The 26,159-nt window shown below is 64.6% G+C and carries 23 protein-coding genes; 16 read left to right on the plus strand and 7 right to left on the minus strand.

Annotation, left to right across the window (positions count from 1 at the left end):
* Window positions 1-76: 76 nt before the first annotated feature.
* The 6 genes from LQ952_RS10250 to LQ952_RS10275 all read right to left on the minus strand — a co-directional run bounded on the left by LQ952_RS10250 (window position 77) and on the right by LQ952_RS10275 (window position 6,016).
* On the minus strand, window positions 77-346 hold the full coding sequence (locus LQ952_RS10250; RefSeq protein ID WP_238622561.1) for a K+/H+ antiporter subunit F: 270 nt from the start codon (window positions 344-346) through the stop codon (window positions 77-79).
* The gene (locus LQ952_RS10255) at window positions 343-861 is read right to left on the minus strand and encodes a Na+/H+ antiporter subunit E (protein WP_238622562.1); all 519 of its coding nucleotides are present in this window, start codon (window positions 859-861) and stop codon (window positions 343-345) included. Before LQ952_RS10255 ends, LQ952_RS10250 begins: the two co-directional genes overlap by 4 nt.
* 53 nt (window positions 862-914) lie before the next feature.
* Entirely contained in the window at window positions 915-2,423 is a 1,509-nt protein-coding gene (locus LQ952_RS10260) for a monovalent cation/H+ antiporter subunit D (RefSeq protein ID WP_238622563.1), read from the minus strand.
* Window positions 2,420-2,773, minus strand: a complete 354-nt coding sequence (locus LQ952_RS10265; protein ID WP_008932159.1) for a Na+/H+ antiporter subunit C — start codon at window positions 2,771-2,773, stop codon at window positions 2,420-2,422. The genes LQ952_RS10260 and LQ952_RS10265 overlap by 4 nt, the downstream gene beginning before the upstream one ends.
* Window positions 2,774-2,791: 18 nt before the next feature.
* Window positions 2,792-5,644, minus strand: a complete 2,853-nt coding sequence (locus LQ952_RS10270) for a monovalent cation/H+ antiporter subunit A (protein WP_238622564.1) — start codon at window positions 5,642-5,644, stop codon at window positions 2,792-2,794.
* Window positions 5,645-5,815: 171 nt separating this feature from the next.
* Window positions 5,816-6,016, minus strand: coding sequence for a hypothetical protein (locus tag LQ952_RS10275; protein ID WP_238622565.1), 201 nt, complete (start codon window positions 6,014-6,016; stop codon window positions 5,816-5,818).
* A gap of 77 nt (window positions 6,017-6,093) precedes the next feature.
* Here LQ952_RS10275 and LQ952_RS10280 point away from each other — a divergent pair, with 77 nt between their 5' ends.
* Window positions 6,094-6,528, plus strand: coding sequence for a DsrE family protein (locus tag LQ952_RS10280; RefSeq protein ID WP_238622566.1), 435 nt, complete (start codon window positions 6,094-6,096; stop codon window positions 6,526-6,528).
* A gap of 73 nt (window positions 6,529-6,601) precedes the next feature.
* Here the strand turns inward: LQ952_RS10280 and LQ952_RS10285 are convergent, their stop codons facing one another.
* Window positions 6,602-7,900, minus strand: a complete 1,299-nt coding sequence (locus LQ952_RS10285) for a sensor domain-containing diguanylate cyclase (RefSeq protein ID WP_238622567.1) — start codon at window positions 7,898-7,900, stop codon at window positions 6,602-6,604.
* 172 nt (window positions 7,901-8,072) lie between these two features.
* On the opposite strand from LQ952_RS10285, the gene acnD reads away from it, so the two are divergent.
* The 15 genes from acnD to LQ952_RS10355 all read left to right on the plus strand — a co-directional run.
* Window positions 8,073-10,670: a Fe/S-dependent 2-methylisocitrate dehydratase AcnD gene (gene acnD / locus LQ952_RS10290; RefSeq protein WP_238622577.1), complete on the plus strand. Its 2,598-nt coding sequence runs from the start codon at window positions 8,073-8,075 to the stop codon at window positions 10,668-10,670.
* Between the two features lie 125 nt (window positions 10,671-10,795).
* Window positions 10,796-11,977 carry a 2-methylaconitate cis-trans isomerase PrpF gene (gene prpF / locus LQ952_RS10295; RefSeq protein WP_238622568.1) on the plus strand — a complete coding sequence of 394 codons (1,182 nt, stop codon included), beginning with the start codon at window positions 10,796-10,798 and terminating at the stop codon, window positions 11,975-11,977.
* A 142-nt stretch (window positions 11,978-12,119) separates the two neighbouring features.
* Entirely contained in the window at window positions 12,120-14,882 is a 2,763-nt protein-coding gene (locus LQ952_RS10300; RefSeq protein ID WP_238622569.1) for a prolyl oligopeptidase family serine peptidase, read from the plus strand.
* Between the two features lie 29 nt (window positions 14,883-14,911).
* The gene (locus LQ952_RS10305; protein ID WP_008932151.1) at window positions 14,912-15,229 is read left to right on the plus strand and encodes a c-type cytochrome; all 318 of its coding nucleotides are present in this window, start codon (window positions 14,912-14,914) and stop codon (window positions 15,227-15,229) included.
* Window positions 15,230-15,286: 57 nt separating this feature from the next.
* Window positions 15,287-15,838, plus strand: coding sequence for a heme utilization cystosolic carrier protein HutX (hutX, locus tag LQ952_RS10310; RefSeq protein WP_238622570.1), 552 nt, complete (start codon window positions 15,287-15,289; stop codon window positions 15,836-15,838).
* The gene (locus tag LQ952_RS10315) at window positions 15,835-16,500 is read left to right on the plus strand and encodes an SDR family oxidoreductase (RefSeq protein WP_238617978.1); all 666 of its coding nucleotides are present in this window, start codon (window positions 15,835-15,837) and stop codon (window positions 16,498-16,500) included. The genes hutX and LQ952_RS10315 overlap by 4 nt, the downstream gene beginning before the upstream one ends.
* Before the next feature lie 176 nt (window positions 16,501-16,676).
* The gene (locus tag LQ952_RS10320) at window positions 16,677-18,710 is read left to right on the plus strand and encodes a TonB-dependent hemoglobin/transferrin/lactoferrin family receptor (protein WP_238622571.1); all 2,034 of its coding nucleotides are present in this window, start codon (window positions 16,677-16,679) and stop codon (window positions 18,708-18,710) included.
* Between the two features lie 55 nt (window positions 18,711-18,765).
* A complete protein-coding gene (locus tag LQ952_RS10325; protein WP_238622572.1) occupies window positions 18,766-19,647 on the plus strand; it encodes a heme/hemin ABC transporter substrate-binding protein in 882 nt (293 codons plus the stop codon).
* Window positions 19,644-20,723 carry a FecCD family ABC transporter permease gene (locus LQ952_RS10330; protein ID WP_238617981.1) on the plus strand — a complete coding sequence of 360 codons (1,080 nt, stop codon included), beginning with the start codon at window positions 19,644-19,646 and terminating at the stop codon, window positions 20,721-20,723. The genes LQ952_RS10325 and LQ952_RS10330 overlap by 4 nt, the downstream gene beginning before the upstream one ends.
* Window positions 20,720-21,547 (plus strand): heme ABC transporter ATP-binding protein, encoded by an 828-nt coding sequence (locus LQ952_RS10335; RefSeq protein WP_238622573.1) that lies wholly within the window; start codon window positions 20,720-20,722, stop codon window positions 21,545-21,547. Before LQ952_RS10330 ends, LQ952_RS10335 begins: the two co-directional genes overlap by 4 nt.
* On the plus strand, window positions 21,544-22,854 hold the full coding sequence (locus LQ952_RS10340) for a radical SAM protein (RefSeq protein WP_238622574.1): 1,311 nt from the start codon (window positions 21,544-21,546) through the stop codon (window positions 22,852-22,854). The genes LQ952_RS10335 and LQ952_RS10340 overlap by 4 nt, the downstream gene beginning before the upstream one ends.
* Window positions 22,855-23,009: 155 nt before the next feature.
* A complete protein-coding gene (locus LQ952_RS10345) occupies window positions 23,010-25,046 on the plus strand; it encodes a ribonucleoside triphosphate reductase (RefSeq protein ID WP_255722548.1) in 2,037 nt (678 codons plus the stop codon).
* 40 nt (window positions 25,047-25,086) lie between these two features.
* Window positions 25,087-25,275, plus strand: coding sequence for an anaerobic ribonucleoside-triphosphate reductase (gene nrdD / locus LQ952_RS15895; protein WP_255722547.1), 189 nt, complete (start codon window positions 25,087-25,089; stop codon window positions 25,273-25,275).
* Entirely contained in the window at window positions 25,262-25,891 is a 630-nt protein-coding gene (locus LQ952_RS10350; RefSeq protein WP_238622575.1) for an anaerobic ribonucleoside-triphosphate reductase activating protein, read from the plus strand. The genes nrdD and LQ952_RS10350 overlap by 14 nt, the downstream gene beginning before the upstream one ends.
* Window positions 25,892-25,964: 73 nt before the next feature.
* On the plus strand, window positions 25,965-26,159 hold a 195-nt coding region (locus LQ952_RS10355), incomplete at its 3' end, for a hypothetical protein (RefSeq protein WP_238622576.1).

Consider the following 26,159-nt stretch of genomic DNA (forward strand, 5'->3'; position numbering starts at 1 on the left):
CACGAAACATCCCCCGATCACGATCAGCAGGGAGATCACCAGTTCAAGCAGGAATTCCATCGTCATGTCCTCCCGATCACTCGATCACGTCGCCGCGCAGGATGAAGCGGCAGTAGGCGACGGTGGAAATGAAACCGAACATGGCCAGCAGCAGGGCGGCCTCGAAATAGAGGGTGGTCTGCTGCTGGATGCCGTGGAGGATGATCAGGGCGATGGCGTTGATCATCATGGTGTCCACCGCCAGCACCCGGTCCATCAGGCTCGGTCCCTTTACCAGGCGCCAGAGATTGAGCATCAGGGCCAGGCAGACGGCAAAGAAGCCGAAGGTCAGTGCATAACCGATCATGGGAAGATCTCCTTGAGCCGGGCTTCGTAGCGGGTCTTCATCTGCATCACGGCCTCTTCTGCATCCGGAGCATCCAGGCAATGCACCAGCAGGCTGCGGCCGTCGGCCGACAGGTCGCTGCTGACGGTGCCCGGGGTCATGGAGATGGTGCCGGCCAGGACCGTGATGGCCTCCGGGGACTTCAGGTCCAGGGGCACGGTCACCCAGCGGGTCTTGAGGCTTTCCGGGGGGCGGAACAGGATCAGGCGGGCCACGATGGCGTTGGCCACGACCACATCCCAGGCCACCAGGAGCATGAAGGACAGGGCCTTGCCGTAGGCCCGGATGGGGGGGCGTTCCGGCCAGAAGCTGCTGGTGATGATGGGGATGACCACGCCCAGGATGAGACCCATGACCAGACCACCCAGGGTGAAGCTGTTGAGCAGCAACATCCACAGGAGCACCAGGGTCAGGGTCATCAGGGGGTGGGGCAACCACCGCTCCCAGAATGTCCGTTTGTGCCGTTTGTCTGCCATGGGACGGATACCTGTCTAGAGGATACGGTAAGGATGTGATGGGGCCGGCGGCACTAGTCCAGTACGGCGCCGATATAGGACCGCGTCTCGAACAACTGCGCCGCCGTCGCGTCCAGATAGCCCGTCACCGGTCCGGCAAAGACCGTCAGGAACACCAGCGCCGCCAGCAGCAGACCCACGGCCACGAAGGATAGCGCGCCCGATTCCGGGACCCCGTCGGTCTCCAGGCGTCCTGCCACTGCGGAACTCTTCCAGAACAGGGTGCTCCCGCCTCGGCCGAAACCGATGATGGCCAGCAGGGAGGTCGCCAGGATCAGGGACCAGATCCATACCACGGCATCGGTATCACGGGCCGCGTCCAGGATCAGCAGCTTGCCCAGAAAGCCTGCCAGGGGCGGCATGCCCACCATGGCGATGGCCGCGAGGAAGAACCCGCCCGCGATCAATCCCGCCTGGGCGAAGGTGGGCGCCACCACCAGATCGTCCCCCAGACCGGGGCGCCGGTCCACCACCAACCCCACGATGAGGAATAGGGCCGCCGCCGCCAGGGTGGAATGCAGCAGGTAGTAAAGACCCGCCGACAGGGCCGCGGGGGTGAACAGGGCCACCGCCGCGAGCAGGGTACCCATGGAACCGATCACACCGAAGCTCACCATCTGCCCCAGGCTGCGGGAGGCCAGTACGCCCACCATGCCCACCACCAGGGTGACCAGGGCCGCCGGCAGCAGCCAGTCGGCGGCAATACCCGCCATCTCCCCTGCCCCGTCACCAAAGACCAGGGTGTACATGCGGATGATGGAATAAGCCCCCACCTTGGTCATGATGGCGAACAGGGCCGCCACCGGTGCCGGCGCCAGGGCGTAGGTGCCCGGCAACCAGAAGTGGACCGGCACCAGGGCGGCCTTGACGCCGAACACCAGCAGCAGCAGCAGTGCGCCGGTCTGCAGCAGGGCCTGCTCGGAGGCCCCTACTTCCGGCACCCGTACCGCCAGATCCGCCATGTTCAAGGTGCCGGTGACGCCGTAGATCAGACCAATGGCCACCAGGAAGACCGACGAGCCCACCAGGTTGACGATCACGTACTGCACCCCGGCCCGCATCCGGGCCGGACCGCCGCCATGGACCATCAGGCCGTAGGAGGCAATCAGCAGGATCTCGAAAAACACGAACAGGTTGAACAGGTCGCCGGTGAGGAAGGCGCCGTTGATGCCCATGAGCTGAAGCTGGAACAAGGCATGAAAATGCCGCCCGTGCCGATCCCAGCCGTCGATGGCATAGAGCAACACCACCAGTCCCAGTACCGCCGTGAGTACCAGCATCAGCGCCGACAACTGGTCCAACACCAGGACGATGCCGAAGGGCATGGGCCAGTTGCCCAGGGCGTACATCTGGGTCTGTCCGTCGGCGGCCATGCCCATGAGGATGCCGCCCAGCAGCAGCATGATCACCGCCGAGGCCACCGAGAAGATACGGGCGAGGACGATGTCGTGACGCACCGCCAGCACGATCATGGGTGCCACCACCGCCGGCACCAGGATGGGAAGAATGATCCAGTGATTCATGAATGATCCGCCTTCTCGCTACCCTCGGACCGGCTCAGGTCCACGTGATCGCTGTCGCTCTCCAGATAGGCCCGCAAGGCCATGGCCACCACCACCGCCGTCATGCCGAAGGAGATGACGATGGCGGTCAGCACCAAGGCCTGGGGCAAGGGGTCCGCATAGCCCAGGGCCTCGTCACTGATCACCGGGGGCAGGTTGACGGACAACCGACCCATGGCAAAGAGGAAGAAGTTCACGGCATAGGTGAGCAGGGTCAGGCCCAGAATCACCGGGTAAGTCCGGGCCCGCAGTAGCAGGTAGACCCCGGCGGCGGTCAGCACGCCCACCGAACTGGCAACGATAAATTCCATACGCTCGTTCTCTCTTGATCAGCGGGACCGCACCGAGGACACCTGGGCGGAGGGGTCGACGTCCATGGGGCCTTCATTATCGGGCCGGTGGCTGGACAGACTGCCCAGGCGGGACAGGTTCGCCAACGCCAGCATCACACCCCCGACCACGGTGAGGAAGACACCGATATCAAAGGGCAGCGCACTGGCCACTTCCACTTCCCCGATCAGGGGCAGGTGGACATAGGTATGGGCCGAGGTGAGGAAGGGGTAATCCCACAGCATGGCGACGATGCCGGTGGCCCCGGCCAGGAGCACCCCGGCGCCGATCATGGCGTCGTAGTCCACCCGCACCTGTCGGGCGGTCCACTGAAAGCCACTGGCCATGTACTGCATGATCAGGGCGATGGAGACCACCAAGCCGCCGATGAAGCCGCCGCCCGGCATATTGTGACCCCGCAGCATGATGTACAGGCCCACCATCAGGGCCAGCGGCAGCATGACCCGGGTGGCCACCACCATCATCATGGGATGGCGATCGGCCGACTGGGGTTGATCCGGCACCCAGGCCGCCAACCTGGCACCGGCGCGGCCATGGAGCGCCCCTTCCAGCAGGGCGTAGATGGCCAGGGCCGCGATGCCCAGCACGATGATCTCGCCGAAGGTGTCAAAACCGCGGAAGTCCACCAGGATCACGTTCACCACGTTGGTACCGCCGCCACCGGGCACGGACTCATCCAGGAAGAAGGTGGAAATGCTGGAGAAATCGCGGGTGATCACCGCCCAGCACAGGGCACCCACCCCCAGACCGGCCAGGGTGGCGATCACACCGTCGCGCACCTTGCGGGCACCATCGCTCTCGGCGGGCGTCTCTTTGGGCAGGAAGTACAGGGCCAGCAGGATCAGGATGGTGGTCACCACTTCCACCGAGATCTGGGTCAGGGCCAGGTCCGGCGCGGAGAAGTACAAAAAACCCACCGAGACGATCAGTCCCGCCACGCTCACCGCCACCAGGGCCAGCAGACGCTGGCGGTGCAGCAGCAGGGCCACGGCGCAGACCCCCAGCAACAGCAACCAAGCGACCACCGCCACCGGCGTGGCCGGCAGCAGTTCGCGGCTGCCGGCGCCGTGGGAGGCGTTCATGAAGGCGGCAAAGCCCAGCACCACGAAGCCGCCGACCATGAAGGCCAGATAGCGCTGCAGGGAGCCGTTATGGAGGGTCAGGGTGCACCACTGGGCGGCGCGCACGAGGACGGCAATACCGGCATCGAACATACCTTTGGCATCGGGGTGAGGTCCGGCCTGCCAGCGGGCACGCACCAGGGTATAGCGCCAGATCAGGAACAGGCCGCCCGCCAGCGCCGCCATGGACATGAACAAAGCCGGGGTCAGGCCATGCCAGATGGACAGGTAAAAGTCCGGCAGGGGCGCACCGGTGACCGCTGTCGCCGTGACGCGCACCAAGGGACCGACCAGGGTCTCGGGAAACAAACCGATGAGGATCACCAGGGTCACCAGGAAGGCCGGCGGCAGCCAGAACCCTGCCGGCGGATCGTGAGGGGTATGAGGATAGTCGTCCCGCTTCGGCCCCAGGAAGACATGGGCGATATAGCGGAAGGAATAGGCCACTGAGAACAGGGCGCCCAGGGTGGCGGCCAGGGGGATGACCCAGCCCTGCCCGGCCCAGGTGGCATGCACCGCCTCTTCCAGCATCATTTCCTTGGACAGGAAGCCGTTGAGCAGCGGCACCCCGGCCATGGAGGCGGCGGCCACCATGGCCAGGGTGGCGGTGATGGGCATCAGGGTCATCAACCCGCCCAGGCGTTTGATGTCACGGGTACCGGTCTCGTGATCGACGATGCCGGCGTTCATGAACAGGGCTGCCTTGAAAGTGGCGTGATTGAGGATATGGAACACTCCGGCCACAGCCGCCATGGGCGTGGCCAGGCCGAAGAGCATCGTCACCAGACCCAGGTGGCTCACGGTGGAATAGGCCAGCAGGCCCTTGAGGTCATCCTTGAACAGGGCGATGCCCGCGGCCAGCACCATGGTGAAGAGTCCGGTGGTGGTCACCAGATAGAACCAGGCATCGGTGCCCGCCAGCACCGGCCACAGGCGGGCCAGCAGGAAGATCCCCGCCTTGACCATGGTGGCCGAGTGCAGGTAAGCGGACACCGGCGTGGGCGCGGCCATGGCATGGGGCAGCCAGAAATGGAACGGAAACTGGGCGCTCTTGGTGAAGCAGCCGATCAGGATCAGGATCAGGGCCGGCAGATACAGGGGCGATGCCTGGATCAGTTCAGCATGCTGCAGAATCACCGTCAGGTCATAGGAACCGACGATGTTGCCCAGGATCAGCATGCCGGCGATCATGGCCAGGCCACCGCCCCCGGTCACCGCCAGGGCCATGCGGGCGCCCTGGCGCCCTTCCGGCAAATGCTTCCAGTAGCCGATGAGCAGGAAGGACGACAGGCTGGTCAGCTCCCAGAAGATCAGCAGCAGCAGGATGTTGTCCGACAGCACGATACCCACCATGGCGCCCTGGAACAGCAGCAGGTAGGTATAGAAGTTGCCCATGGGGTCCTTTTCGGACAGGTAGAACCGAGCATAGATGATGATCAACAGACCGATGCCCAGGATCAGGCTCGCAAACAGGAAGCCCAGGCCATCGAGGAAGAAATTGACGTTCAGTCCCAGTTGAGGGAGCCACTGCCAGCCCACCTGCACGATCTCGCCGCGAAACACCGCCGGGGCATGGGACATGAGCAGGCCGAAGGCCAGCAGGGTGACCGAGCCGGTGGCAATGGCGCAGGCATTGCGTCCGGCGCGGATCATCAGCGCAGGCAGCAGCGCGCCGAGGAAAGGCAATATGACGATCAACGCAAGGTTCATTGGGTCACCCGATCGAGGGACGTGCACGGCAAGCCACAGCCACGAACACCACAGTGTTCCGGCGCTGGATTGCCTGAGAATGTATTAGGTTGGAAGGGACAACCGCCCCGGCCCGGGCGGTAACTTTACCCAATCGGGACGCACGACACCACCCCGGAAATTCGGGTTTTTTCAAACCTGTCCAAAGAGATGCCATAACAGGAATCCCCCATACACCCCCAGCAACACCAGACTCAGGATGGTGATGGGACGCACCCCCTTCTGCTCCGGCACCGGCAGCCCCCGGGCCTGTAGCCGTCGATGCTGCATCCAGCGTTTCAGGCGCCACCAGGCAAACAGGATCAGGATCAGCAGGGTCAGAAATTTGAGCATGCCTCTTTTGGCCCTCGCAATATTAGCAATGAGTGATATACTTTAGGAGCCATTTCCAACAAGGAGTACCGCTTACCATGAAGCACCTGAAGACTGGATTGATCGCCCTGGTGATGCTGCTGGCCCTGGCGCCCCTGGCCCAGGTGGCTGCCACCGAAGACAACCGCGTCCTGGTGACCGTCAACAGTGGTGAACCCCAGACCCAGGCCATGGCCATGATCCTGACCCGCCAGCTGGTGGAACGGGGCGCCACGGTACAGGTTCTGCTGTGCGACCAGGGCGGCGTGATGGGGACCAAGGCCTATGACGGCCCGGTGATGAAAGGCCCCGATGCCACCGCGCAGCAGATCATGCGCGGCGTGATGCAGGCCGGCGCCAAGGTCAGCGTCTGCGCCCTGTTCCTGCCCAACAGCGACTTCACTCGGGATGATCTCATTGACGACGTCGAAGTGGCCACCCCCCCGCAGATGGGTGAGTTCATGATCAAGGGCACCCGGTTCCTGAACTTCTGATCCCGCCTTCGGGCAGTCCCTGACAGCCCACCCGTTTCCGGGTGGGCCTCTCCGTTGGCGAAGTGACACGACCTCAATCGTCGGGGGCAGCCCCGACGCAGTCACGCCCCGCCTCCTTGGCGCCATACAGGGCATCATCCGCCCTTCTGAGCAGGGTCTTGCGGGTATCGTCCTCTCTGCGAGAGGACACACCGAGACTCAGGGTGACATGCCCCACAACCGGGTGAGCATGGCGGCCAATGCCTGCCCTGACCCGCTCAGCCAGCTCCACCGCATCCCGCAGATCTGTCTTGGGTATCAGGATCAGGAATTCCTCGCCGCCCCAGCGAATGGCCGTATCCGAGCGTCTGACCAGATCTTGCAGCAACTGCCCCATCCACGACAGCACCTGATCCCCTACCTCATGCCCATGCTGGTCGTTGATGGCCTTGAAGTGGTCGATATCGGCCATGATGAGACTGAATCCCTCGGCGTAACGCCCGGCCCGGTGCCACTCCCGCTCCAGCAGCTGCTCGCCGAAACTGCGGTTGGGCAGGCCGGTGAGCAGATCGATGGTGGCCATCCGGCGCAGGACCTGCTCCATGCGCACCCGTTCGCTGATGTCCTTACCCGTGCTCATGTAGTGGGTGATTTCACCAAGCTCGTCCCGTACCGGGGTGATCGTCTGCTCCAGATGGAACAGGCTACCGTCCCTGGCCTTGTTGACGAAGGTGGCGCGAAAGGGCTGACCGGATTGGAGGGTGTCCCAGAGTTCCTTGTAGAACGTACCGTCGTGGTGACCGGATTTCAGGATTCTGGGGTTCTTGCCAAGCACGTCCTGGCGGCGATAGCCGGTCTGCTTCTCGAAGGCGCGATTCACGTACACGATATGACCTGCCCGGTCCGTCATCACCACCTGGTCCGAATTGGCTTCCAGGGCGTTAGCCATCAGGTTGCGCTCGTATTCGGCGCGAACCTTTTCCGACAGGTCTCGCTGCACGGAAACGAAATGGGTGATCAGCCCCTTGCCGTCCCGGATGGGCGAGATATTCCACTCCACGTAATAGCAGCTGCCGTCCTTGCGGTAATTGACCGTGTTGCCGATGAAGAACTCCCCGGCCTTCACGCACCGGCGCAACCGTTCGATGGTGTCGGCATCGGTGCGCGGCCCCTGCAGGATGCGCGGTGTCTTGCCGATAAGTTCCTGCGCCGTGTAACCCGTCATGTCACAAAAGGCCCGGTTTACGTAGAGGATCTGCGGTCCAGGCATTTCCATCTGGGCGGTGGTGATGACCACGGCGTTGAATGACTGCTCGACAGCGGTCTTGAGTATCTGGTCGGACAGGGTCAGGGCCATTCGGCACTCCGGATCGAACTGCACGCGGACTTCCATGCGTGGATTTCCATCCGGTTATCATACCCCACCACGGCCGGCCAACCGTCAACCAGCATCAGCCAAACGCTACCGTCAGGCCTTGCGCGATCGCTGTATAATCACCCTTCTCACGGTTGAGGGCCTTGTCTTCTCCGATTCAGCCTCAAGGATTTCAAGCGAGTTGCCAATGATGAACACTGAATACCGCAAAAACCTGCCGGGAACAGCGCTGGATTATTTCGACACCCGCGCCGCCGTCGAGGCCATCCAGCCCGGCGCCTACGACAAGCTCTCCTACACCGCCCGCATCCTGGCGGAGAACCTGGTGCGCCGCTGCGAGCCCGAACGGCTGACCGACGCCCTCAAGCAGATCATTGAGGGCAAGCGCGAACTGGACTTCCCCTGGTTCCCCGCCCGCGTGGTCTGCCACGACATCCTGGGCCAGACCGCCCTGGTGGATCTGGCCGGCCTGCGGGACGCCATCGCAGACAAGGGCGGCGATCCGGCCAAGGTTAACCCGGTGGTGCCCACCCAGCTGATCGTGGACCACTCCCTGGCGGTGGAACACGGCGGCTTCGAGGCCGATGCCTTCGAGAAGAACCGCGCCATCGAAGACCGCCGCAACGAAGACCGCTTCCACTTCATCGACTGGACCAGACAAGCCTTTCGCAATGTGGACGTGATCCCGCCCGGGAACGGCATCATGCACCAGATCAACCTGGAGAAGATGTCACCGGTGATTCAGGTTCGCGACGGCGTGGCCTTCCCGGATACCTGCGTGGGCACCGACAGCCACACCCCCATGGTGGACGCCCTGGGCGTGATCTCCGTGGGCGTGGGCGGCCTGGAGGCTGAAAGCGTGATGCTGGGTCGGGCCTCCATGATGCGCCTACCCGACATCATCGGCGTCGAGCTCACCGGCAGACTGAAGCCGGGCATCACCGGCACCGACATGGTGCTGGCCCTGACCGCCTTCCTGCGGCGGGAGCGGGTGGTGGGTGCCTATCTGGAATTCTTCGGCGAGGGCGCCGATGCCCTCACCGTGGGTGACCGGGCCACCATCGCCAACATGACACCGGAATACGGCGCCACCGCGGCCATGTTCTATATCGATGGCCAGACCATTGATTACCTCAAGCTCACCGGCCGTGACGATGCCCAGGTGGCCCTGGTGGAGACCTACGCTAAGGCGGCTGGCCTGTGGGGCGACAGTCTCAAGGGCGCCGAGTATGAGCGGGTGCTGCGTTTCGACCTGTCCGCCGTGGAACGGACCTTGGCCGGTCCCTCCAACCCCCATGCCCAGCTACCCACTCGGGAGCTGGCCGAGCGAGGCATTGCCGGGGCCTGGACAGAGGAGCCGGGCAAGATGCCTGACGGGGCGGTGATCATCGCCGCCATCACCAGCTGCACCAACACCTCCAACCCCCGCAACATGGTGGCGGCGGGCCTGATCGCCCGTAATGCCAATCGCCTGGGCCTGACCCGCAAGCCCTGGGTCAAGTCTTCCCTGGCCCCCGGCTCCAAGACGGTGAAGATGTATCTGAGTGAAGCCGGCCTGCTGCCGGAACTGGAGCAGTTGGGCTTTGGCGTGGTGGCGTTCGCCTGCACCACCTGCAACGGCATGTCCGGCGCACTGGACCCGAAGATCCAGCAGGAGATCATCGACCGCGACCTCTACGCCACCGCCGTACTCTCCGGCAACCGCAACTTCGACGGCCGCATCCATCCTTATGCCAAACAGGCCTTCCTGGCCTCGCCGCCCCTGGTGGTGGCCTATGCCATCGCCGGCACCATCCGCTTCGACATCGAGAAGGATGTGCTGGGTCACGATGCCGACGGCAACCCCGTCACCCTCAAGGACATCTGGCCCAGCGACGAGGAGATCGATGCCATCGTGCGTGCCAGCGTCAAGCCCGAGCAGTTCCGGGAAGTCTACATCCCCATGTTCGAGGCCCGGGACCAGGGCACCGAGCGCGTCAGTCCCCTCTACGACTGGCGCCCCATGAGCACCTACATCCGCCGCCCCCCGTACTGGGAAGGTGCCCTGGCCGGTGAACGTGCCCTCAAGGGCATGCGCCCGCTGGCGGTGCTGGGTGACAACATCACCACCGACCACCTGTCGCCGTCCAACGCCATCATGGCCCGCAGTGCCGCCGGCGAATACCTGGCCAAGATGGGCCTACCGGAGGAAGATTTCAATTCCTACGCCACCCATCGCGGGGATCACCTGACCGCCCAGCGGGCCACCTTTGCCAATCCCAAGCTGCTCAATGAAATGGTGCGGGATGAGGACGGCAAGGTGAAGCAGGGCTCCCTGGCCCGCATCGAGCCGGAAGGCCAGGTCGCCCGCATGTGGGAGGCCATTGAGACCTACATGGCCCGCAAGCAGCCCCTGATCATCATTGCCGGTGCCGACTACGGTCAGGGGTCTTCCCGTGACTGGGCGGCCAAGGGCGTGCGACTGGCGGGGGTCGAGGCCATCGTCGCCGAGGGCTTTGAGCGCATCCATCGCACCAACCTGATCGGCATGGGGGTGCTGCCCCTGGAGTTCCAGTCGGGCACCCACCGCAAGAGCCTGGGGATCGACGGCACCGAGACCTATGACGTGATCGGTGAGCGCAAGCCACGCAACACCCTCACCCTGGTGATCCATCGCCGCAACGGCGAGCGGGTGGAAGTGCCGGTGACCTGTCGGCTGGATACGGCGGAAGAGGTCTCCATCTACGAGGCCGGCGGTGTCCTGCAGCGCTTTGCCCAGGACTTCCTGGAAGCGGAAAACGCCGCCTGAGCCGCTGCAGGCCCCGCTTTCCGGCGGTTGTAGGACCATAATAAGCCCTTCTCCCCCAAGGGGAGAAGGGTGCTCACCCATCCAAAGCCCTGATGTTGTTGCCAGGATTTCCAGGAGACATCTTCGTGCGCCACAAACCCCAGATCAGGATCCACGCCACCTACATGCGAGGCGGCACCAGCAAGGGCGTGTTCTTCAACCTGACCGACCTGCCCGAGGCCGCTCAGGTCCCGGGACCAGCCCGGGACGCCCTGCTGCTGCGGGTGATCGGCAGCCCCGACCCCTACGGCAAACAGATCGACGGCATGGGCGGCGCCACCTCCAGCACCAGCAAGACCGTGATCCTGTCTAAAAGCACCCGCCCGGATCACGACGTGGACTACCTGTTCGGCCAGGTCTCCATCGACAAGGCCTTCGTGGACTGGAGCGGCAACTGCGGCAACCTCACCGCCGCCGTGGGGGCCTTCGGCATCAGCGCCGGTCTGGTGGACCCCGGCCGCATCCCCGACAACGGCATCGCCACGGTGCGCATCTGGCAGGCCAACATCGGCAAGACCATCATCGCCCACATACCCATCACCGACGGCGCGGTACAGGAAACCGGCGACTTCGAACTGGACGGGGTCACCTTCCCCGCCGCCGAGGTGCAGATCGAGTTCATGGAACCGGCGGATGACACCGGCGGCTCCATGTTCCCCACCGGCAATCTGGTGGACGATCTGGATGTCCCCGGCCTGGGCACCCTGAAGGCCACCATGATCAATGCCGGCATCCCCACCATCTTCGTCAACGCCGAGGACATCGGCTATACCGGCACCGAACTGCAGGAGGCCATCAACGGGGACGCCGAGGCGCTGGAGCGATTCGAGACCCTGCGTGCCCACGGCGCCCTGCGCATGGGCCTGATCAGCGACCTGAAAGAGGCCGCCCAGCGCCAGCACACCCCGAAGGTGGCCTTCGTCGCCGGGCCGAAGGATTACGTGTCTTCCAGCGGCAAGCCCGTCCAGGCGGAGGATGTGGACCTGCTGGTGCGCGCCCTGTCCATGGGCAAGCTGCATCATGCCATGATGGGTACGGCCGCCGTGGCCATCGGTACCGCGGCGGCCATCCCCGGTACCCTGGTGAATCTGGCGGCCGGCGGCGGTGAGCGCACGGCGGTGCGTTTCGGCCATCCCTCCGGCACCCTGCGGGTGGGTGCACAAGCCCGTTGCGAGAACGGCGAATGGACGGTGACCAAGGCCATCATGAGCCGTAGCGCCCGGGTACTGATGGAAGGCTGGGTCAGGATTCCCGCAGACAGTACCTGATCTCCCGGCGGCTGGACCGGCTCCCCGATGATGCAAAACGCCCCGGCCTCGTCCGGGGCTTTTTGTCGAACTCGATCCATTATTGCGAATAATTATCGTTTGTGTTTTCATGTCGACAAAATACCGACAGGATTCACAGACCATGGACAGACAGCCACCCTCGCCTGCTGCCGTAAAGATCGTGTCCGCTGCCCGAGTCATCATGCTCGTCCTGCTCTGCCTGACGCCGTTCCCGCTTCTTTCAGGCACGGAGGCCAAACAGCCCCTGACCCCCGATGACTACCATCTTTGGCATACCATCGCCAATGCCGGCCTGTCGGCCGACGGCCTGTGGTTCTTCCATAACCAGGTTGGCATGGTTCGAGGCGAATCCCTGACCCAGGTCTCAAGTACGGTCGATCCGGATCGGCAGTTCCGGTTCGAGCACGCCTTCGGCCATGGCTTTTCGCCGGATGGACAGTGGTTCTTCTTTCGTGCCCAGACGGTGGCCGGCAAGAGTATCCAGGACACGCCGCCCCATGAGACCCGTCTGGGCGCACTGCGGCTGGATACGGGGGCCGTCACCTTCTTTTCCGGCGTGATCAGCCATGAAATCTCGCCCGACGGGCGATTCCTGGCGGTTCGACGGACCATGCCGGAGAATGAAACGGCCCACGACGGGGAATTACTGCTCCACGACCTGTCACGATCACAGTCGATCCATATCCCGGGGGTTCAGGAACACCGGTTCAGCACCGGGTCCGACCATCTGGCAATGACGATCAGGACGCCCGACTCCCATGAAGTGGTGATCCTGAATCCGGCCACGGGCAACCGTCGTACCCTGGACCAGCATCCCGGAGGCCATTTCCATCTGAGCTGGAGCCCCGATGGTCAGCGTCTTTCCGTGTTCCGCGCAGCTGACGGCAAGCCTCGGGAGCCGCTGGCCGCCCTGGTGTTCGAACAGCTGGATTCCCGGCCGGTACGTCACGTCCTGACACCCCCCCGGGGCGAGAAAGATACCGCCACGCTGGCCTTCGCCCAGGGACGCTGGCCTCGATGGTCGGACGATGGCCTGCGCCTGTTCTTTCCCATGACACCGCTCCAGTCCGCTGACGGGACAGATTCGGAGGCTGAAACCGCCCTCCCCCCCAGCACCGTGCGTATCTGGCACTGGCGCGATGATCCTATCCAGCCCTACCGGCAGAAGAAGGGAGATGACCGCGCCATTCCCCATCTCTGGGCAGTCTGGCATCTGCGGGATGGGCGTTTTTTTGCCCTGGCCGATGAACCGGGCCTGAGCCTGGAACTGGTCCGGGGTCAGCATCACGCGGTACTCCATGATCCCAGGCCCTACCAGCCCCAATTGCGGGATCAGTGGAACGACATCCATCTGGTGGATGTGCATGGCGGCGAGCGGACCCTGGTGCTTGAGCGCTATGAGTCGGTGAGCAGTTCACCACAGGGCCGCTACCTGCTGTACTTCTCCGGCGAGGACTGGTGGACCTACGACATTCACACCGGCCGGTACGCCAATCTGACGGCGACGGTGGAGAGTCGTTTCAATGACTTCACCCAGGTGAACGGACGCACCATCGACCGCCCCTTCGGTCATGGCCAATGGGCCGACGGAGATGCCTGGGTGCTGCTGTATGATCAGCATGATGTCTATCTGGCCCAGCCGGACGGCGAACACATCCAGCGCCTCACCCAGGGCGCGGAGCACGGCATCCGCTACCGTCAGGCCATCCTGGACCGCCTGCGGCCCAGCCTGGACCCGGAAGGTCCCGTCCATCTGGAAATGTTCGGCCTGCGCACCAAGGATACCGGGTATGCGCGCTGGCATCGCGGCACCCTGGACACCCTGATTCATGGCCCCATGCAGGTGGATCAGCTTCAGTACGCGGCCGCCACCGATCAGTATGTCTATCGCTTACAGACCGCGGTCGACTCGCCGGACTACTTCCTCACCGACAGTGACTTTGTCCGGCATCATCGCCTCACCCGCACCAATCCTCAGCAGGCACGGTTTCACTGGGCCGGTGATGAACTGGTCCGGTTCAGGACCGAGAAGGGAGAGCCGCTGGAGGCCCGGCTGCTCTACCCCGCCGACTACGAACCGGGCCGACAGTATCCCATGATCGTGCACATTTATGAGCAACGCTCGGATACCCTGCATGAATACACCCTGCCCCGCCACAATCATGCCTTCAATGCCCGTCGCTTGTCCTCGGAGGGTTATTTCGTCCTGGAACCGGACATTCACTACGAGCTGGGCCGGCCCGGAGAGTCCGCCCTGGAGAGCGTGGTGCCCGCGGTCAAGGCGGTCCTGGAAAGTGGCCGGGTGGATCCCGCCCGCATCGGACTGGTGGGACATTCCTGGGGCGGCTACCAGGTCAGCTACATCATCACCCAGACCGATCTGTTTGCCGCCGCCGTTGCCGGCGCCCCCATCACCAACCTGATCAGCAAATACAATTCCATCTACTGGCGCACCGGCATTCCGGAACATCTCATCTTCGAAACCGGTCAGGCGCGGCTGCCAAGACCCTTCTGGGAGGATCTCGGCAGCTACGTGGCCAACTCCCCGGTCTTCAATGCCCAAGGCATCGACACGCCCTTGCTGGTCATGTTCGGCACCGAAGACGAGTCGGTGGCCTTCAATCAGGGGGTGGAGATCTACAACACCCTGCGCCGGATGGGAAAACCCATCGTCATGCTGGCCTACGAAGGAGAAGGACACAACCTGCGACGCCGGGAAAATCAGCTGGATTACTCCAGCCGGGTGTCCCAATGGCACGAACATTGGCTCAAGGGCGAAGAACCGGGCAGCTGGATCATCCAGGGTCTGCCCCTGATGCAGTATTCGGCCATCGGTGGCATCGCGGGTCGTGCATTTCGCGAAGATATAAATGATAATCATTAGCCCTTTTATTCAATAGTCGAGGTCAAGACATGCTGCGCAAGCACGGATCATCCCTGGGAACCATGTGCCTGCTCCTGATGGCCACCGCCTCCCCCGCACTGGCGGACATGGACATCGCCAACCAGAGCGGGTGCATGGCCTGTCATCAGATCGACGGCCAGGCCATCGGCCCCAGCTACAAGGAGGTGGCCGCCCGCTACCGGGGTGATGCCGGCGCCGTCGACAAGCTCACCGGCAAGGTGCGTGACGGCGGGGTGGGCAACTGGGGCCAGATTCCCATGCCCCCAAACGCCTGGGTGGGCGAGGACAATATCCGCATGCTGGTGAAGTGGGTACTCAGTCATTGATTCACCCGCCCCCCGGGGCCTTTCATTCTTTCATCCCGACACTGGAGGACCACTCCCATGGCATCAGCCATCCACGAGACCGTCACCGACCTGGAGCAGGTACGCCAACAACTGGCCCAATCGGCGGACGGGATTCTTGAAGACATGGCCCGGCAGGCCCGCTGCTCCATGCGGGACATCATCCACTGCCTGCCCCGATCCCTGTGGACCGAGGTACGCGGTAGACACTTCATCAACGTCATGCATGCCCTCTCCGACTGGGGCGATCTGGTCACCGTGATCCATAACCAGGACGTCATCCTGGAATTCAAGGGTCCGATCCCCCGCGGCAAGACCGGCCATGGTTTCTTCAACCTGCACGGCGGCACCGGCCTGTCCGGTCATCTGCGCCCGGAGCGTTGCGCTCATATCGTCTTCGTCAGGCGTCCCTTCATGGGCATGGAGACCGCCTCGATCCAGTTTTTCAACGAGACGGGCGAGTGCATGTTCAAGGTCTTCCTCGGACGTGATGAACAGCGGCAGTTGCGCCGGGACCAGTTGGATCTGTTCGAGCGCCTGCAAAAGGCCCTGCTGAATCTGGATCAGGCCGACCAGGAGGCCTGCGCATGACCCCCGTCCTCATCTTCGGTGCCAGCCGCGGGGTCGGTCTGGCGCTGGCCCGGCTGCTCCGGCGGGATGACATCCCGGTACTAGCCATGGTTCGCCCGCGCACGGACGCCCTGCCCCTGCTGGAGATAGGTGCCGACATCATGCCCGGTGACGTCCTCGAACCCGGTGATGTGAAACGGGCCTTCGATGCGCTGGATGATCAGGGCATCGTGGTTTCCACGGTATCGGGCCGGACCGAAGACGGCCGTTTCGTGGACGACGACGGCAACCGGATCATTGTCGATGCCGCCGCTGCCCGAGGGGTGCGGCACTGCATTCTGGTGACCGCCATCGGCTGCGGCGAGATGATGCCGTTCCGCTCGGCACGGGCCATCGCCGCCTTCGGGGATGTGGTGGATGCCAAGACCCGTGCGGAAGCCCATCTCAAGGCTTCCGGCGTGCCCTTTACCCTCATTCGTCCCGGCGGTCTGGGCGATGAACCGGCCACCGGCCGGGGCATGCTGTCGGAAAACCCCGCCATTCACGGCTTCATTCAGCGGGCGGACGTGGCGCTGCTGATCCGGCAGGTGATGTCCGACCCCGGCGCCCTCGGCAAGGCCTATGCGGCCGTGGACAGGGATCGCGCCCGGATCGATCCGATCCCGGCAACCGGGACGGGATGACGCCCTTGACTTGCAAATAATAATCAATATCATTTCACCATTCGTGTTTCCCATCACGGAAACACCTGAGTCCACTTGCAGCTCAGCCCGCCACCGACCCCTGTCGGCAAGCCAGCCAGGCCGCCTTTTCAAGCTTGGGACGGAGTGCGCCCACTTCGTCGGGTTCTGGAGGTTTCATGACGCGTCAGCGCCTGTGCATGCTCACCGCGGCCATCGCCGCCGCCCTTTCCGGCACGGCCCACGGGGCCGATCCGGCCGGGGATCCTCTTTATGCCTCGGTGACCCTGCCCACCCTGCTCATTGAATCCACCCGCATGCCGGCACCGGTGGAGCAGGTCAACGCCCCGGTGGCGGTGCGTGACCGTGAGTCCATGGATCGGGACCAGGCCGCCAACCTGGCGGACATCATGCGCATGCTGCCCGGCGTCGGCATCGGCGGCGGTACCCGTGCCATCGCCATGGAACCGGTGATCCGGGGTCTGAGCGGAGAACGGGTCGTGATCCGGGTGGACAATGCGCGCCAGAATTTCGGCGCCGGCCACAAGGGCAGAATCTTTCTGGACCCCCTGCTGCTGGAACAGGTGGAAGTGCTCAGGGGACCGGCCTCCACCCTGTATGGTTCGGGTGCCCTGGGCGGCGTGGTGAATTTTCGCACCCAGGATGCCGACAGCTTCCTGGGGCCGGATGCCGATGCCGGCGGCCGGGTGAGCGCCGGCTACCAGAGCCAAGGGGATCAGTCCCTGTTCTCGGCCACCGCCGCGGGACGGGGAGAACGCCTGTCCCTGCTGGCCAACGTGCTCAAGCGGGAGCAGTCCGACCTGAAAGACGGGAACGGTGACACCATCCTGTACACCGGCGACGAGATCGTGTCCGGCCTGCTCAAGGGCACCCTGACCCCGGCACCGGGGCATCGTCTGACCCTCAGTCTGCAGGCCTTCCGGGACGATCACGAAATCCCCTCCAATGCCAACAGTACCGGCACCGGCGCCGGCAGCACCGCCATCATCGTCGACCGGCGCACGGACAACCGGACCCAGACCCTGCGCTACCAACTGCATCCCGATGACAGCCGCTGGCTGGATCTGGATGCCACCCTCTACGGTAATCAGGTGGAACTGGACGAAACCCGCACCGACACCGGCCGCAACGATGTCACCCAACTCAATACCCTGGGGTTGGACCTGACCAACACCCTGCGGTTTGAAACCGGCCCGGTGGATCATCTGGTGGTCGTGGGTCTGGAACATTACCGGGATCGCCAAAAAGGGGAGCGGGATGGCGAGAGCCGTCCCATGTATCCCGATGCCCGCCAGGCGGTCACCGGAATCTTCCTGGTGGATCGCCTGCTCATCACGGACCGGTTGGAGATCGCCCCCGGCCTGCGGTATGACCATTTCAGCAAGGACGCCGACGACCACGACCGACTGACCGAATCCGAATGGTCGGGGCAGATCAGTGCCACCTATACCCTGACTCCGGGCTGGGAACTGTTCGCCGGCTATTCCGAGGCCTTCCGCGCCCCCTCGCTCACCAACCTGTACGTGGGCGGCATCCACTTCGGCAACAACCGGTTCGAGCCCAACCCGGACCTGCGACCGGAAAAGGCGCGCAACAAGGAACTGGGCCTGACCCACCATGCACGGGGCCTGTTCCATCCCGAGGACCGGTTGCGGGCAAGACTGTCGGTGTACCAGAACGACGTGGAGGACTTCATCGACCAGATCGTGGAGCTGGAGATGCCGGCCTTCGGTCCTCCCATCCCCGGTGGCCGCACCTACTTCGAGAACGTGAATGATGCCCGCCTGCGGGGACAGGAACTGGAGATTCATTACACCCATCCGGATCACTTCATCACCGTGAGCGCCGCCCGGCAGCGGGGAGACAACCGCACCGAAGGCGGCCCCCTGTCCGGCATTCCCGCCGATAACCTGGCGCTGGAAGGGGGCGTGCATGTCATGCAGGGTCGGCTCACCCTGGGTGGCCGCGTGACCCATGCCTGGTCCCAGGACCGGGTACCGGACGACGCGGACACCGCCGACAGCTACACCCTCACCGATATCTTTCTGACCCTGCGACCTGGCGCGGACCGGGACCGGATGCGGGTGGATTTCGGCATCGACAACCTCACCGACAAGACCTACCGCCCTCACCTGTCATCCATGAACGACCCGGGGCGCAACGTGAAGATCCAGGCCAGCTATCGCTTCTGACATCAAGGAGACCCTGCCATGAACCCGCTGAACACCCGCAGCGACCGAGGTCGACATGCACCGTCGTGAACTGCTGCGCCTGATGGGCGTCATGGCCCTCGCCGGTCTGCCTACCGGCCTGTGGGCCATGCAGCACCGTGCCGATGACGGACTGAGTGAGGGGCACCGCCTCATCACCATCGGTGGCGGACTGACGGAAACCGTCTTCGCCCTGGGGGCCGGCGACCGGATCGTGGGTACCGACAGCACCAGCACCTACCCGGTGGCCGCCGAGGCCCTGCCCAGGGTGGGCTACCAGCACACCCTCACCATCGAGAGCCTGCTGGCCCTGCGGCCCCACGCCCTGATCCATGACGGCAGCGCCGGACCCGAAGGCACGCTGACCCGGGCCCGGGAGGCCGGCGTACGGATACTGACCGTCCCCGGGGAACCGAGCCTGGAAGGGTTCAGGGCCAGGGTACGGACCCTGGGACAATGGCTGGACGCCACGGAAACCGCCCGGCGGGTCATCGACGATGTGGACCAGGACCTGGCCCGGGCCAGGGATCTGCAGGCGGGATTTCCCCGCCCGCCCGCCGTGGTGGCCCTGATGGCCCACGGCCAGGGCAATGCGGTGGCCGCGGGCCGGGACACCAAGGCGGATGCCCTGATCCGCCTGGCCGGCGGACGCAATGTCTTCACCGACTTTGCCGGCTATCGGCCCGTGTCCCGGGAAGGCGTCATGGCCAAACGCCCCGATGCCCTGGTGATCACCGGGGCGGCGGCGGCGGACTTCGGCGGCATGCTGGGGCGGGTACCGCAATATGTGGGCGACACCCTGTTCCTACTGGGGTTCGGCCCGAGGCTGGGCGAGGCCGTGCTCACGGTCACCCGTTTCCTGGCGGGTGATTCACGCACCCGCCGGGACGCCCGCTTCACCGATATCCCATCCGCATGAGCACGGTGGCTTCCCAAATCCCCGCCACCGGGACCCTCTCGGCGCCCGGCTCCCGCTCGGCCCGTGCCCGCTGGGTGGTGATCGCCCTGATACCGGCGGTCCTCGCCGCCGCTCTGCTGGGACTGACCACCGGGGCGGTGGAGGTGAGTCCGGCGGAAGTCCTGTGGGTATTGACCGGACACCTGGATGACCCGTTCCTGCGGGAAGTCATTCTCAACCTGCGCCTGCCCCGGGTGCTGGTGGCCATCACCGTGGGTGCCGCCTTGGCCGTGAGCGGGGTGGCCCTGCAGGGCCTGTTCAGGAACCCGCTGGCCGACCCGGGCCTGATCGGCGTATCCGCCGGCGCGGCCCTGGGGGCGGTCAGCGTGATCGTGCTGGGCACCACCGTGCTGGCCCCGCTGGTCATGGCCCTGGGCGTGTTCACCCTGCCGCTGGCGGCGTTTGCCGGTGGTCTGGGGACCACCTGGCTGGTCTACCGGCTGGCCAGTCACGGCGGGCATACCTCGGTGGCCACCCTGCTGCTGGGCGGTATCGCCATCAATGCCATTGCCGGCGCCGCCACCGGCATGCTGGTGTACATGGCCGACGACCAGCAACTGCGTACCCTCACCTTCTGGAACATGGGTTCGCTGGCTCACGCCGGCTGGACCCTGTGGGCCGTCAGCGCGGGACTGGTCCTGCTGGCCCTGGCCTGCATGCCCCTGGTGGCCCGCGCCCTCAACGGCCTCATGCTGGGGGAGTCCGTGGCCACCCATCTGGGCTTTCCCGTGCACCGGATCAAGACCCTGGTGGTGGTCACGGCCGCCCTGGCGGTGGGTGCCTCCGTGGCCATTGCCGGCATCATCGGTTTCGTCGGGCTGGTGGTGCCCCATCTGCTGCGCCTGACCATCGGCCCGGACCACCGTTATCTGCTGCCGGCCTCGGCCCTGGGGGGCGCCCTGCTGCTCCTGCTGGCCGATGCCCTCGCCCGCATCATCGTCGCCCCCGCGGAGCTGCCCATCGGGCTGCTCACATCCCTGCTGGGGGGACCATTTTTCCTCTGGCTGCTGCTGCGGCAAAAAGGGAGGCTCGGATGAACACACAGGCCCTGGCAAAAGTGTCCAATCTGGTGGTGGAACGGGGGGGACGGTACCTGCTGGATCAGGCCAACCTGGAGGCCCACCCAGGCAGCGTGCATGTGCTGGTGGGCCCCAACGGTGCCGGCAAGAGCACCTTGCTGTCGGTGATGGCCGGTGATCTGCGGCCCAGCAGCGGCGAGGTCACCTGGTGTGGACAGACACTGGACCAATGGTGTCCCCATGCCCTGGCCCGCTGCCGGGCGGTACTGCCCCAGGACACCGTGGTCACGTTCCCGCTCACCGCCTGGGAAGTGGCGGAGATGGGGCGGCTGCCCCATCGCACCCCGGAACGGGACGCCAGAATCGTCCGCGAGGCCCTGGACCGGGCCGGCGTATGGCACCTGTCGGGCCGGGACTACCGCAGTCTTTCCGGCGGGGAACGCCAACGGGTGCAGATGGCCCGGGTACTGGCCCAGGTCCACGACACGGGACCGGACCAACCGGGCCTGCTGTTGCTGGACGAACCCACTTCGGCCCTGGACGTCAGGCATCAGCTGCGGCTCATGGAACTGCTGCGGGTGGACGCCGCCCGGGGTCGAACCATCCTGGTGGTGCTGCACGACCTGAATCTGGCCGCCGCCTACGCGGACCATATCACCGTGCTCAAGGACGGCAAGGTGGTGGCCAGCGGCACGCCGGCACAGGTCATGCGCGCCGAAACCATCACCCATGCATGGGGCGTGGAATGCCTGGTGGAAAGGGACAGTCTCACGGGATGCCCCTGGGTCCGCATGCGCTACGGCCTGGGTTGCGCCACCGCTCACCGGGAGCATGCCGCATGACCACCATCGCCACCGACATGCCCGGTCTGTCCATGCCTGCCTTCAGCGAGGATCTGCCCTACCCCCGGCGCAAGCGCAGCCATCATGACGCCATCATGCCGCTGCAGCCCCTGTGCGAGGGCACCGCGACCCTGGGTGAGCACCTGCTGAACCGGACGGCGGACTCGCGCCCCAGGGCCATTTACCTGCACATCCCGTTCTGTCGCCGGATCTGCCATTTCTGCAACATGCGCCGGATGAAGGGCAGCCCCGAGTCCCGCTATGCCGATCTGCTGATCCGGGAAATGGAAGCCGTCACCAGAATCCCCTATGTCCGGGACGGCATCTATGGCGCCGTGTATTTCGGTGGCGGCACCCCCAGCACCCTGTCCACGCCCGACCTGCAGCGGATCCTGCAGGCACTCAGGACACATTTTCAACTGACGGATGACGTGGAAATCACCCTGGAAAGCAGCCTCTCCGACCTGGATGAAGACAAGCTGAGGGCGGTCATGGCGGAAGGCATCAACCGTCTCAGTCTGGGCGTGCAGACCTTCCATGACCGTGGCCGGCGCCTGCTGGGTCGGTTGGGTGACGGGGAATGGGTCAAGGCGCACATCCGGCGTTTCCGCGCCCTGGGGCTGGACAACCTGGGCATGGACCTGATCTACCACTACCCCATGCAGAGCGACGGGGAACTGGCCCACGACCTTGCCGCCATCGCCGAGCTGGATCTGGCGGGTTTTTCCCTGTATTCCCTGATGATCCGGGAAAAGAGCCACCTGGCCCATGAACACATGGCCCATGCCACCCAGACTCCGCAGACCCTGGCCCGGGAATGGCAACTGTTTTCACGGATTCTGGCAGCCGGTCAACGGCAGGGATTCGAGAGTCTGGAACTGACCAAGATGGTCAGGCCCGGCAGGGATCGTTACCGGTATGTGGCATTGCGCTACCAGGGCGGCGACACCCTGCCGCTGGGGGCCGGTGCCGGCGGGCGACTGGCCGGCATGATGCTCATGAACCCCTTGTCCCTGGAGGCTTATGCCCAGAGTTTGGAGAGGGTCACCGATCGCGAGGGCATGACCACCCGTCCGCCCTATGATGCCCTGTATCGATTCATCGGCGCCATCCAGTTCGGCCATGTGACGCCGGACACGGTGCCGGAAGCGGCACATGCGGACCTGCTGGCGCGCTGCGAGCAACGGGTGGATCAAGCGCTCCTCACCCCCCTCGGGGACGGTCGTTACTCCCTGACGCCGAAGGGTATTTTCTGGGGCAACAACCTGGCGGCGGAACTGGCCAGCTGCGTGATGGAACAACTTTGAGCACCGGGCCTGCCCGACGTGGACCTCACGATATCTGCTGATCCATCGAGGCGCCGACCGGCTTTGCCGGGGGACTGGATCCAGGGCTTTCACAAAATATTGTGCCTGCTATAATCCGCAGCACCATATCTAGTAGCCCAAAGGATCCCGTCTTCATGGAACCCCTGCCTTCCCGAATGCCCGCCCTGCCCACCCAGGTCATCAAGCGTGACGGCCGCCGTCTGCCCTTTGATGCCGTCCGCATCGAGTCCGCCATCCGCCGGGCCGGCCAGGCCACCGGGGAATTCGGAGACCATGAGGCCAACCTGCTCACCGCCCAGGTGGTGAAGGTGCTGGCCCATCGCTTTGCCCAGGGTCAGTGCCCGGACATCGAAAACATCCAGGATGTGGTGGAGCAGACCCTGATCAGCGCCAACCACCTGCTTACCGCCCGGGCCTACATCGTCTACCGGGAACAGCACAAGGCCCTGCGGGCCGACCGCCGGACCCTGGTGGACGTGGACGCCTCCATCAGCGAATATCTGGACCGTTCCGACTGGCGGGTGGCCGCCAACGCCAACCAGGGCTATTCCCTGGGCGGCCTGATCCTCAACACCTCCGGCAAGATGATCGCCAATTACTGGCTCAACCACGTCTATCCGCCGGAGATCGGCCAGGCCCACCGGGACGGCGACTACCACATCCATGACCTGGACATGCTGGCCGGCTACTGCGCCGGCTGGTCCCTGCGCACCCTGCTGGTGGAAGGCTTCAACGGCGTGCCGGGCAAGGTGGAGGCCGCGCCGCCCCGCCACTTCTCCTCCGCCGTGGGCCAGATCGTCAATTTCCTGGGCACCCTGCAAAACGAATGGGCCGGCGCCCAGGCCTTTTCCAGCTTTGACACCTACATGGCCCCGTTTGTGCGCGTGGACCGGCTCGACTACGCCCAGGTGAAGCAGTACATGCAGGAACTGATTTACAACCTCAACGTCCCGTCCCGCTGGGGCTGCCAGACGCCCTTCACCAATCTGACCTTCGACTGGGTCTGCCCGGAAGACCTGCGCGAACAGGTGCCCGTCATCGGCGGCCGGGAACAGCCTTTCTGCTACGGGGACCTGCAGGCGGAGATGGACATGATCAACCGGGCCTACATCGAGGTGATGACCGAAGGGGACGCCCGGGGGCGGATCTTCACCTTCCCCATCCCCACCTACAACATCACCTCGGATTTCCCCTGGGAAAGCGACAACACGGAACGGCTGTTCGCCATGACCGCCAAGTACGGTCTGCCCTATTTCCAGAATTTCCTCAACTCGGAACTGTCGCCCAACATGGTGCGCTCCATGTGCTGCCGGCTACAGTTGGACCTGCGGGAACTGCTCAAGCGGGGCAACGGCCTGTTCGGCTCGGCGGAACAGACCGGCTCCCTGGGTGTGGTCACCATCAACTGCGCCCGCCTGGGCTTCACCCATCGGGGCGACGAAGCCGGTCTGCTGGCCCGACTGGACCGGCTACTGGAACTGGCCCGCAACAGTCTGGAGATCAAGCGCAAGGTCATCGCCCGGCACATGGAGGACGGGCTGTTCCCCTACACCCGGCGCTACTTGGGGACACTGCGCAATCATTTCTCCACCATCGGCGTCAACGGCATCAACGAGATGATCCGCAACTTCACCGATGATGCCGAGGACATCACCACCGGTTCCGGTCACGCCATGGCCCTGCGCCTGCTGGATCATGTCCGCGCCCGGATGCTGGAATTCCAGGAAGAGACCGGCAACATGTACAACCTGGAGGCGACCCCGGCCGAGGGCACCACCTACCGCTTTGCCCGCGAGGATCAAAAGCGCTATCCGGGCATCATCCAGTCCGGCACCCCGGATGCCCCCTACTACACCAACAGCTCCCAGCTGCCGGTGGGTTTCACCGCCGATCCCTTCGAGGCCCTGTCCCGCCAGGAAGCACTGCAGACCCGCTACACCGGCGGCACCGTACTGCATCTTTACATGGGCGAGCAGATCTCCTCCCCGGAGGCCTGCAAGCGCCTGGTGCGCCGGGCCCTGGAAAACTTCCGCCAGCCCTACATCACGATCACACCGATCTTTTCCATCTGCCCCAAGCACGGCTACATCGCCGGTGAGCACACTTTCTGTCCGCATTGCGACCAGGAAATCATCGCCCGCAAGCAGGCCCAGCCCGCTGCCGTGGCCTGAGTCAGTCGCCTTCTCCAACCCTTCCCAAGGACACCAAATCATGAAAACGAACCACCACGCTCCTGCCGAGGCCACCCTGAGCGACGAAGAGCGCACTCCCTGCGAGGTCTGGACCCGGGTCATGGGCTATCACCGCCCGGTGTCCGCCTTCAACAAGGGCAAGCAGTCGGAACACGCGCAGCGCCGCTACTTCGAGGAACCCGGCGTCACGAGCCATGCAAACCGCTGAATGTACCGTGACGGCCACGGCGGCCGAATCGCTGCGGGTGGGGGGAATGACTCCCCTCACCACCATCGACTATCCCGGTGAGCTGGCGGCCGTGATCTTCTGCCAGGGCTGTCCCTGGCGCTGCGGGTATTGCCACAATGCCCGGCTACAGCCCACACGGACGGATGCCCCGGTGGGCTGGGACCAGGTGACGGCATTTCTGTCCCGGCGCCGCGGGCTGCTGGATGCCGTGGTGTTCAGCGGCGGTGAGCCCACCCTGCAGGGCGGGCTGGCACGGGCCATGGTCCAGGTGCGAAAAATGGGCTTCAAGGTGGGGTTGCACACCGCCGGCGTCTATCCCGAGCGCCTGACCCGGGTGCTGCCCTTCACCGATTGGGTGGGCCTGGACATCAAGGCCCTGCCCGAAGACTATCCGGCGATCACGGGTGTGCCGGGTTCCGGCGAGGCCGCCTGGGACAGCCTGTACCGGGTGCTGGCCACCAACGTGGCCCTGGAGGTGCGCACCACCGTGGTGCCTGAACTGGAAGCACAACTGCCCGCCCTGCAATCCCGCCTGGCCCGGGCCGGGGTCCGACGGCACCAGCTGCAGACCGCCAGGACCCCATCCATCGTTTGAGCATGAACTGGAATCGGTCTCGAACGTGCTAACCTTGCGAGTGGGATACTCCAAGCCAGGCCCCCACCGCATCATGACTCTCAAACGCTACATCATCCTGCTGCTGGGTTCGGGCCTGTTGCTGCTGCTGGCCATCCAGTGGTGGCTTACCTATCAGGCCGCGGAAGCGATGTCCCTGCGCCTGCAGACCCGCCTGGCGGAAGAAGTGAGCATTGACATCCTCCCCTCCCTCTCGCTGATACTCGCCGCCCGAGGGCGGAAACGAAGG

The sequence above is a fragment of the Ectothiorhodospira lacustris genome (genome assembly GCF_022227785.1).
Lineage (GTDB): Bacteria > Pseudomonadota > Gammaproteobacteria > Ectothiorhodospirales > Ectothiorhodospiraceae > Ectothiorhodospira > Ectothiorhodospira lacustris.

Coding starts and splice junctions, on each gene's coding strand:
- LQ952_RS10250 (WP_238622561.1), bottom strand. CDS start 346: ATGATCGGTTATGCACTGACCTTCGGCTTCTTTGCCGTCTGCCTGGCC.
- LQ952_RS10255 (WP_238622562.1), bottom strand. CDS start 861: ATGGCAGACAAACGGCACAAACGGACATTCTGGGAGCGGTGGTTGCCC.
- LQ952_RS10260 (WP_238622563.1), bottom strand. CDS start 2,423: ATGAATCACTGGATCATTCTTCCCATCCTGGTGCCGGCGGTGGTGGCA.
- LQ952_RS10265 (WP_008932159.1), bottom strand. CDS start 2,773: ATGGAATTTATCGTTGCCAGTTCGGTGGGCGTGCTGACCGCCGCCGGG.
- LQ952_RS10270 (WP_238622564.1), bottom strand. CDS start 5,644: ATGAACCTTGCGTTGATCGTCATATTGCCTTTCCTCGGCGCGCTGCTG.
- LQ952_RS10275 (WP_238622565.1), bottom strand. CDS start 6,016: ATGCTCAAATTTCTGACCCTGCTGATCCTGATCCTGTTTGCCTGGTGG.
- LQ952_RS10280 (WP_238622566.1), top strand. CDS start 6,094: ATGAAGCACCTGAAGACTGGATTGATCGCCCTGGTGATGCTGCTGGCC.
- LQ952_RS10285 (WP_238622567.1), bottom strand. CDS start 7,900: ATGGAAGTCCGCGTGCAGTTCGATCCGGAGTGCCGAATGGCCCTGACC.
- acnD (WP_238622577.1), top strand. CDS start 8,073: ATGAACACTGAATACCGCAAAAACCTGCCGGGAACAGCGCTGGATTAT.
- LQ952_RS10300 (WP_238622569.1), top strand. CDS start 12,120: ATGGACAGACAGCCACCCTCGCCTGCTGCCGTAAAGATCGTGTCCGCT.
- LQ952_RS10305 (WP_008932151.1), top strand. CDS start 14,912: ATGCTGCGCAAGCACGGATCATCCCTGGGAACCATGTGCCTGCTCCTG.
- hutX (WP_238622570.1), top strand. CDS start 15,287: ATGGCATCAGCCATCCACGAGACCGTCACCGACCTGGAGCAGGTACGC.
- LQ952_RS10315 (WP_238617978.1), top strand. CDS start 15,835: ATGACCCCCGTCCTCATCTTCGGTGCCAGCCGCGGGGTCGGTCTGGCG.
- LQ952_RS10320 (WP_238622571.1), top strand. CDS start 16,677: ATGACGCGTCAGCGCCTGTGCATGCTCACCGCGGCCATCGCCGCCGCC.
- LQ952_RS10325 (WP_238622572.1), top strand. CDS start 18,766: ATGCACCGTCGTGAACTGCTGCGCCTGATGGGCGTCATGGCCCTCGCC.
- LQ952_RS10330 (WP_238617981.1), top strand. CDS start 19,644: ATGAGCACGGTGGCTTCCCAAATCCCCGCCACCGGGACCCTCTCGGCG.
- LQ952_RS10335 (WP_238622573.1), top strand. CDS start 20,720: ATGAACACACAGGCCCTGGCAAAAGTGTCCAATCTGGTGGTGGAACGG.
- LQ952_RS10340 (WP_238622574.1), top strand. CDS start 21,544: ATGACCACCATCGCCACCGACATGCCCGGTCTGTCCATGCCTGCCTTC.
- LQ952_RS10345 (WP_255722548.1), top strand. CDS start 23,010: ATGGAACCCCTGCCTTCCCGAATGCCCGCCCTGCCCACCCAGGTCATC.
- nrdD (WP_255722547.1), top strand. CDS start 25,087: ATGAAAACGAACCACCACGCTCCTGCCGAGGCCACCCTGAGCGACGAA.
- LQ952_RS10350 (WP_238622575.1), top strand. CDS start 25,262: ATGCAAACCGCTGAATGTACCGTGACGGCCACGGCGGCCGAATCGCTG.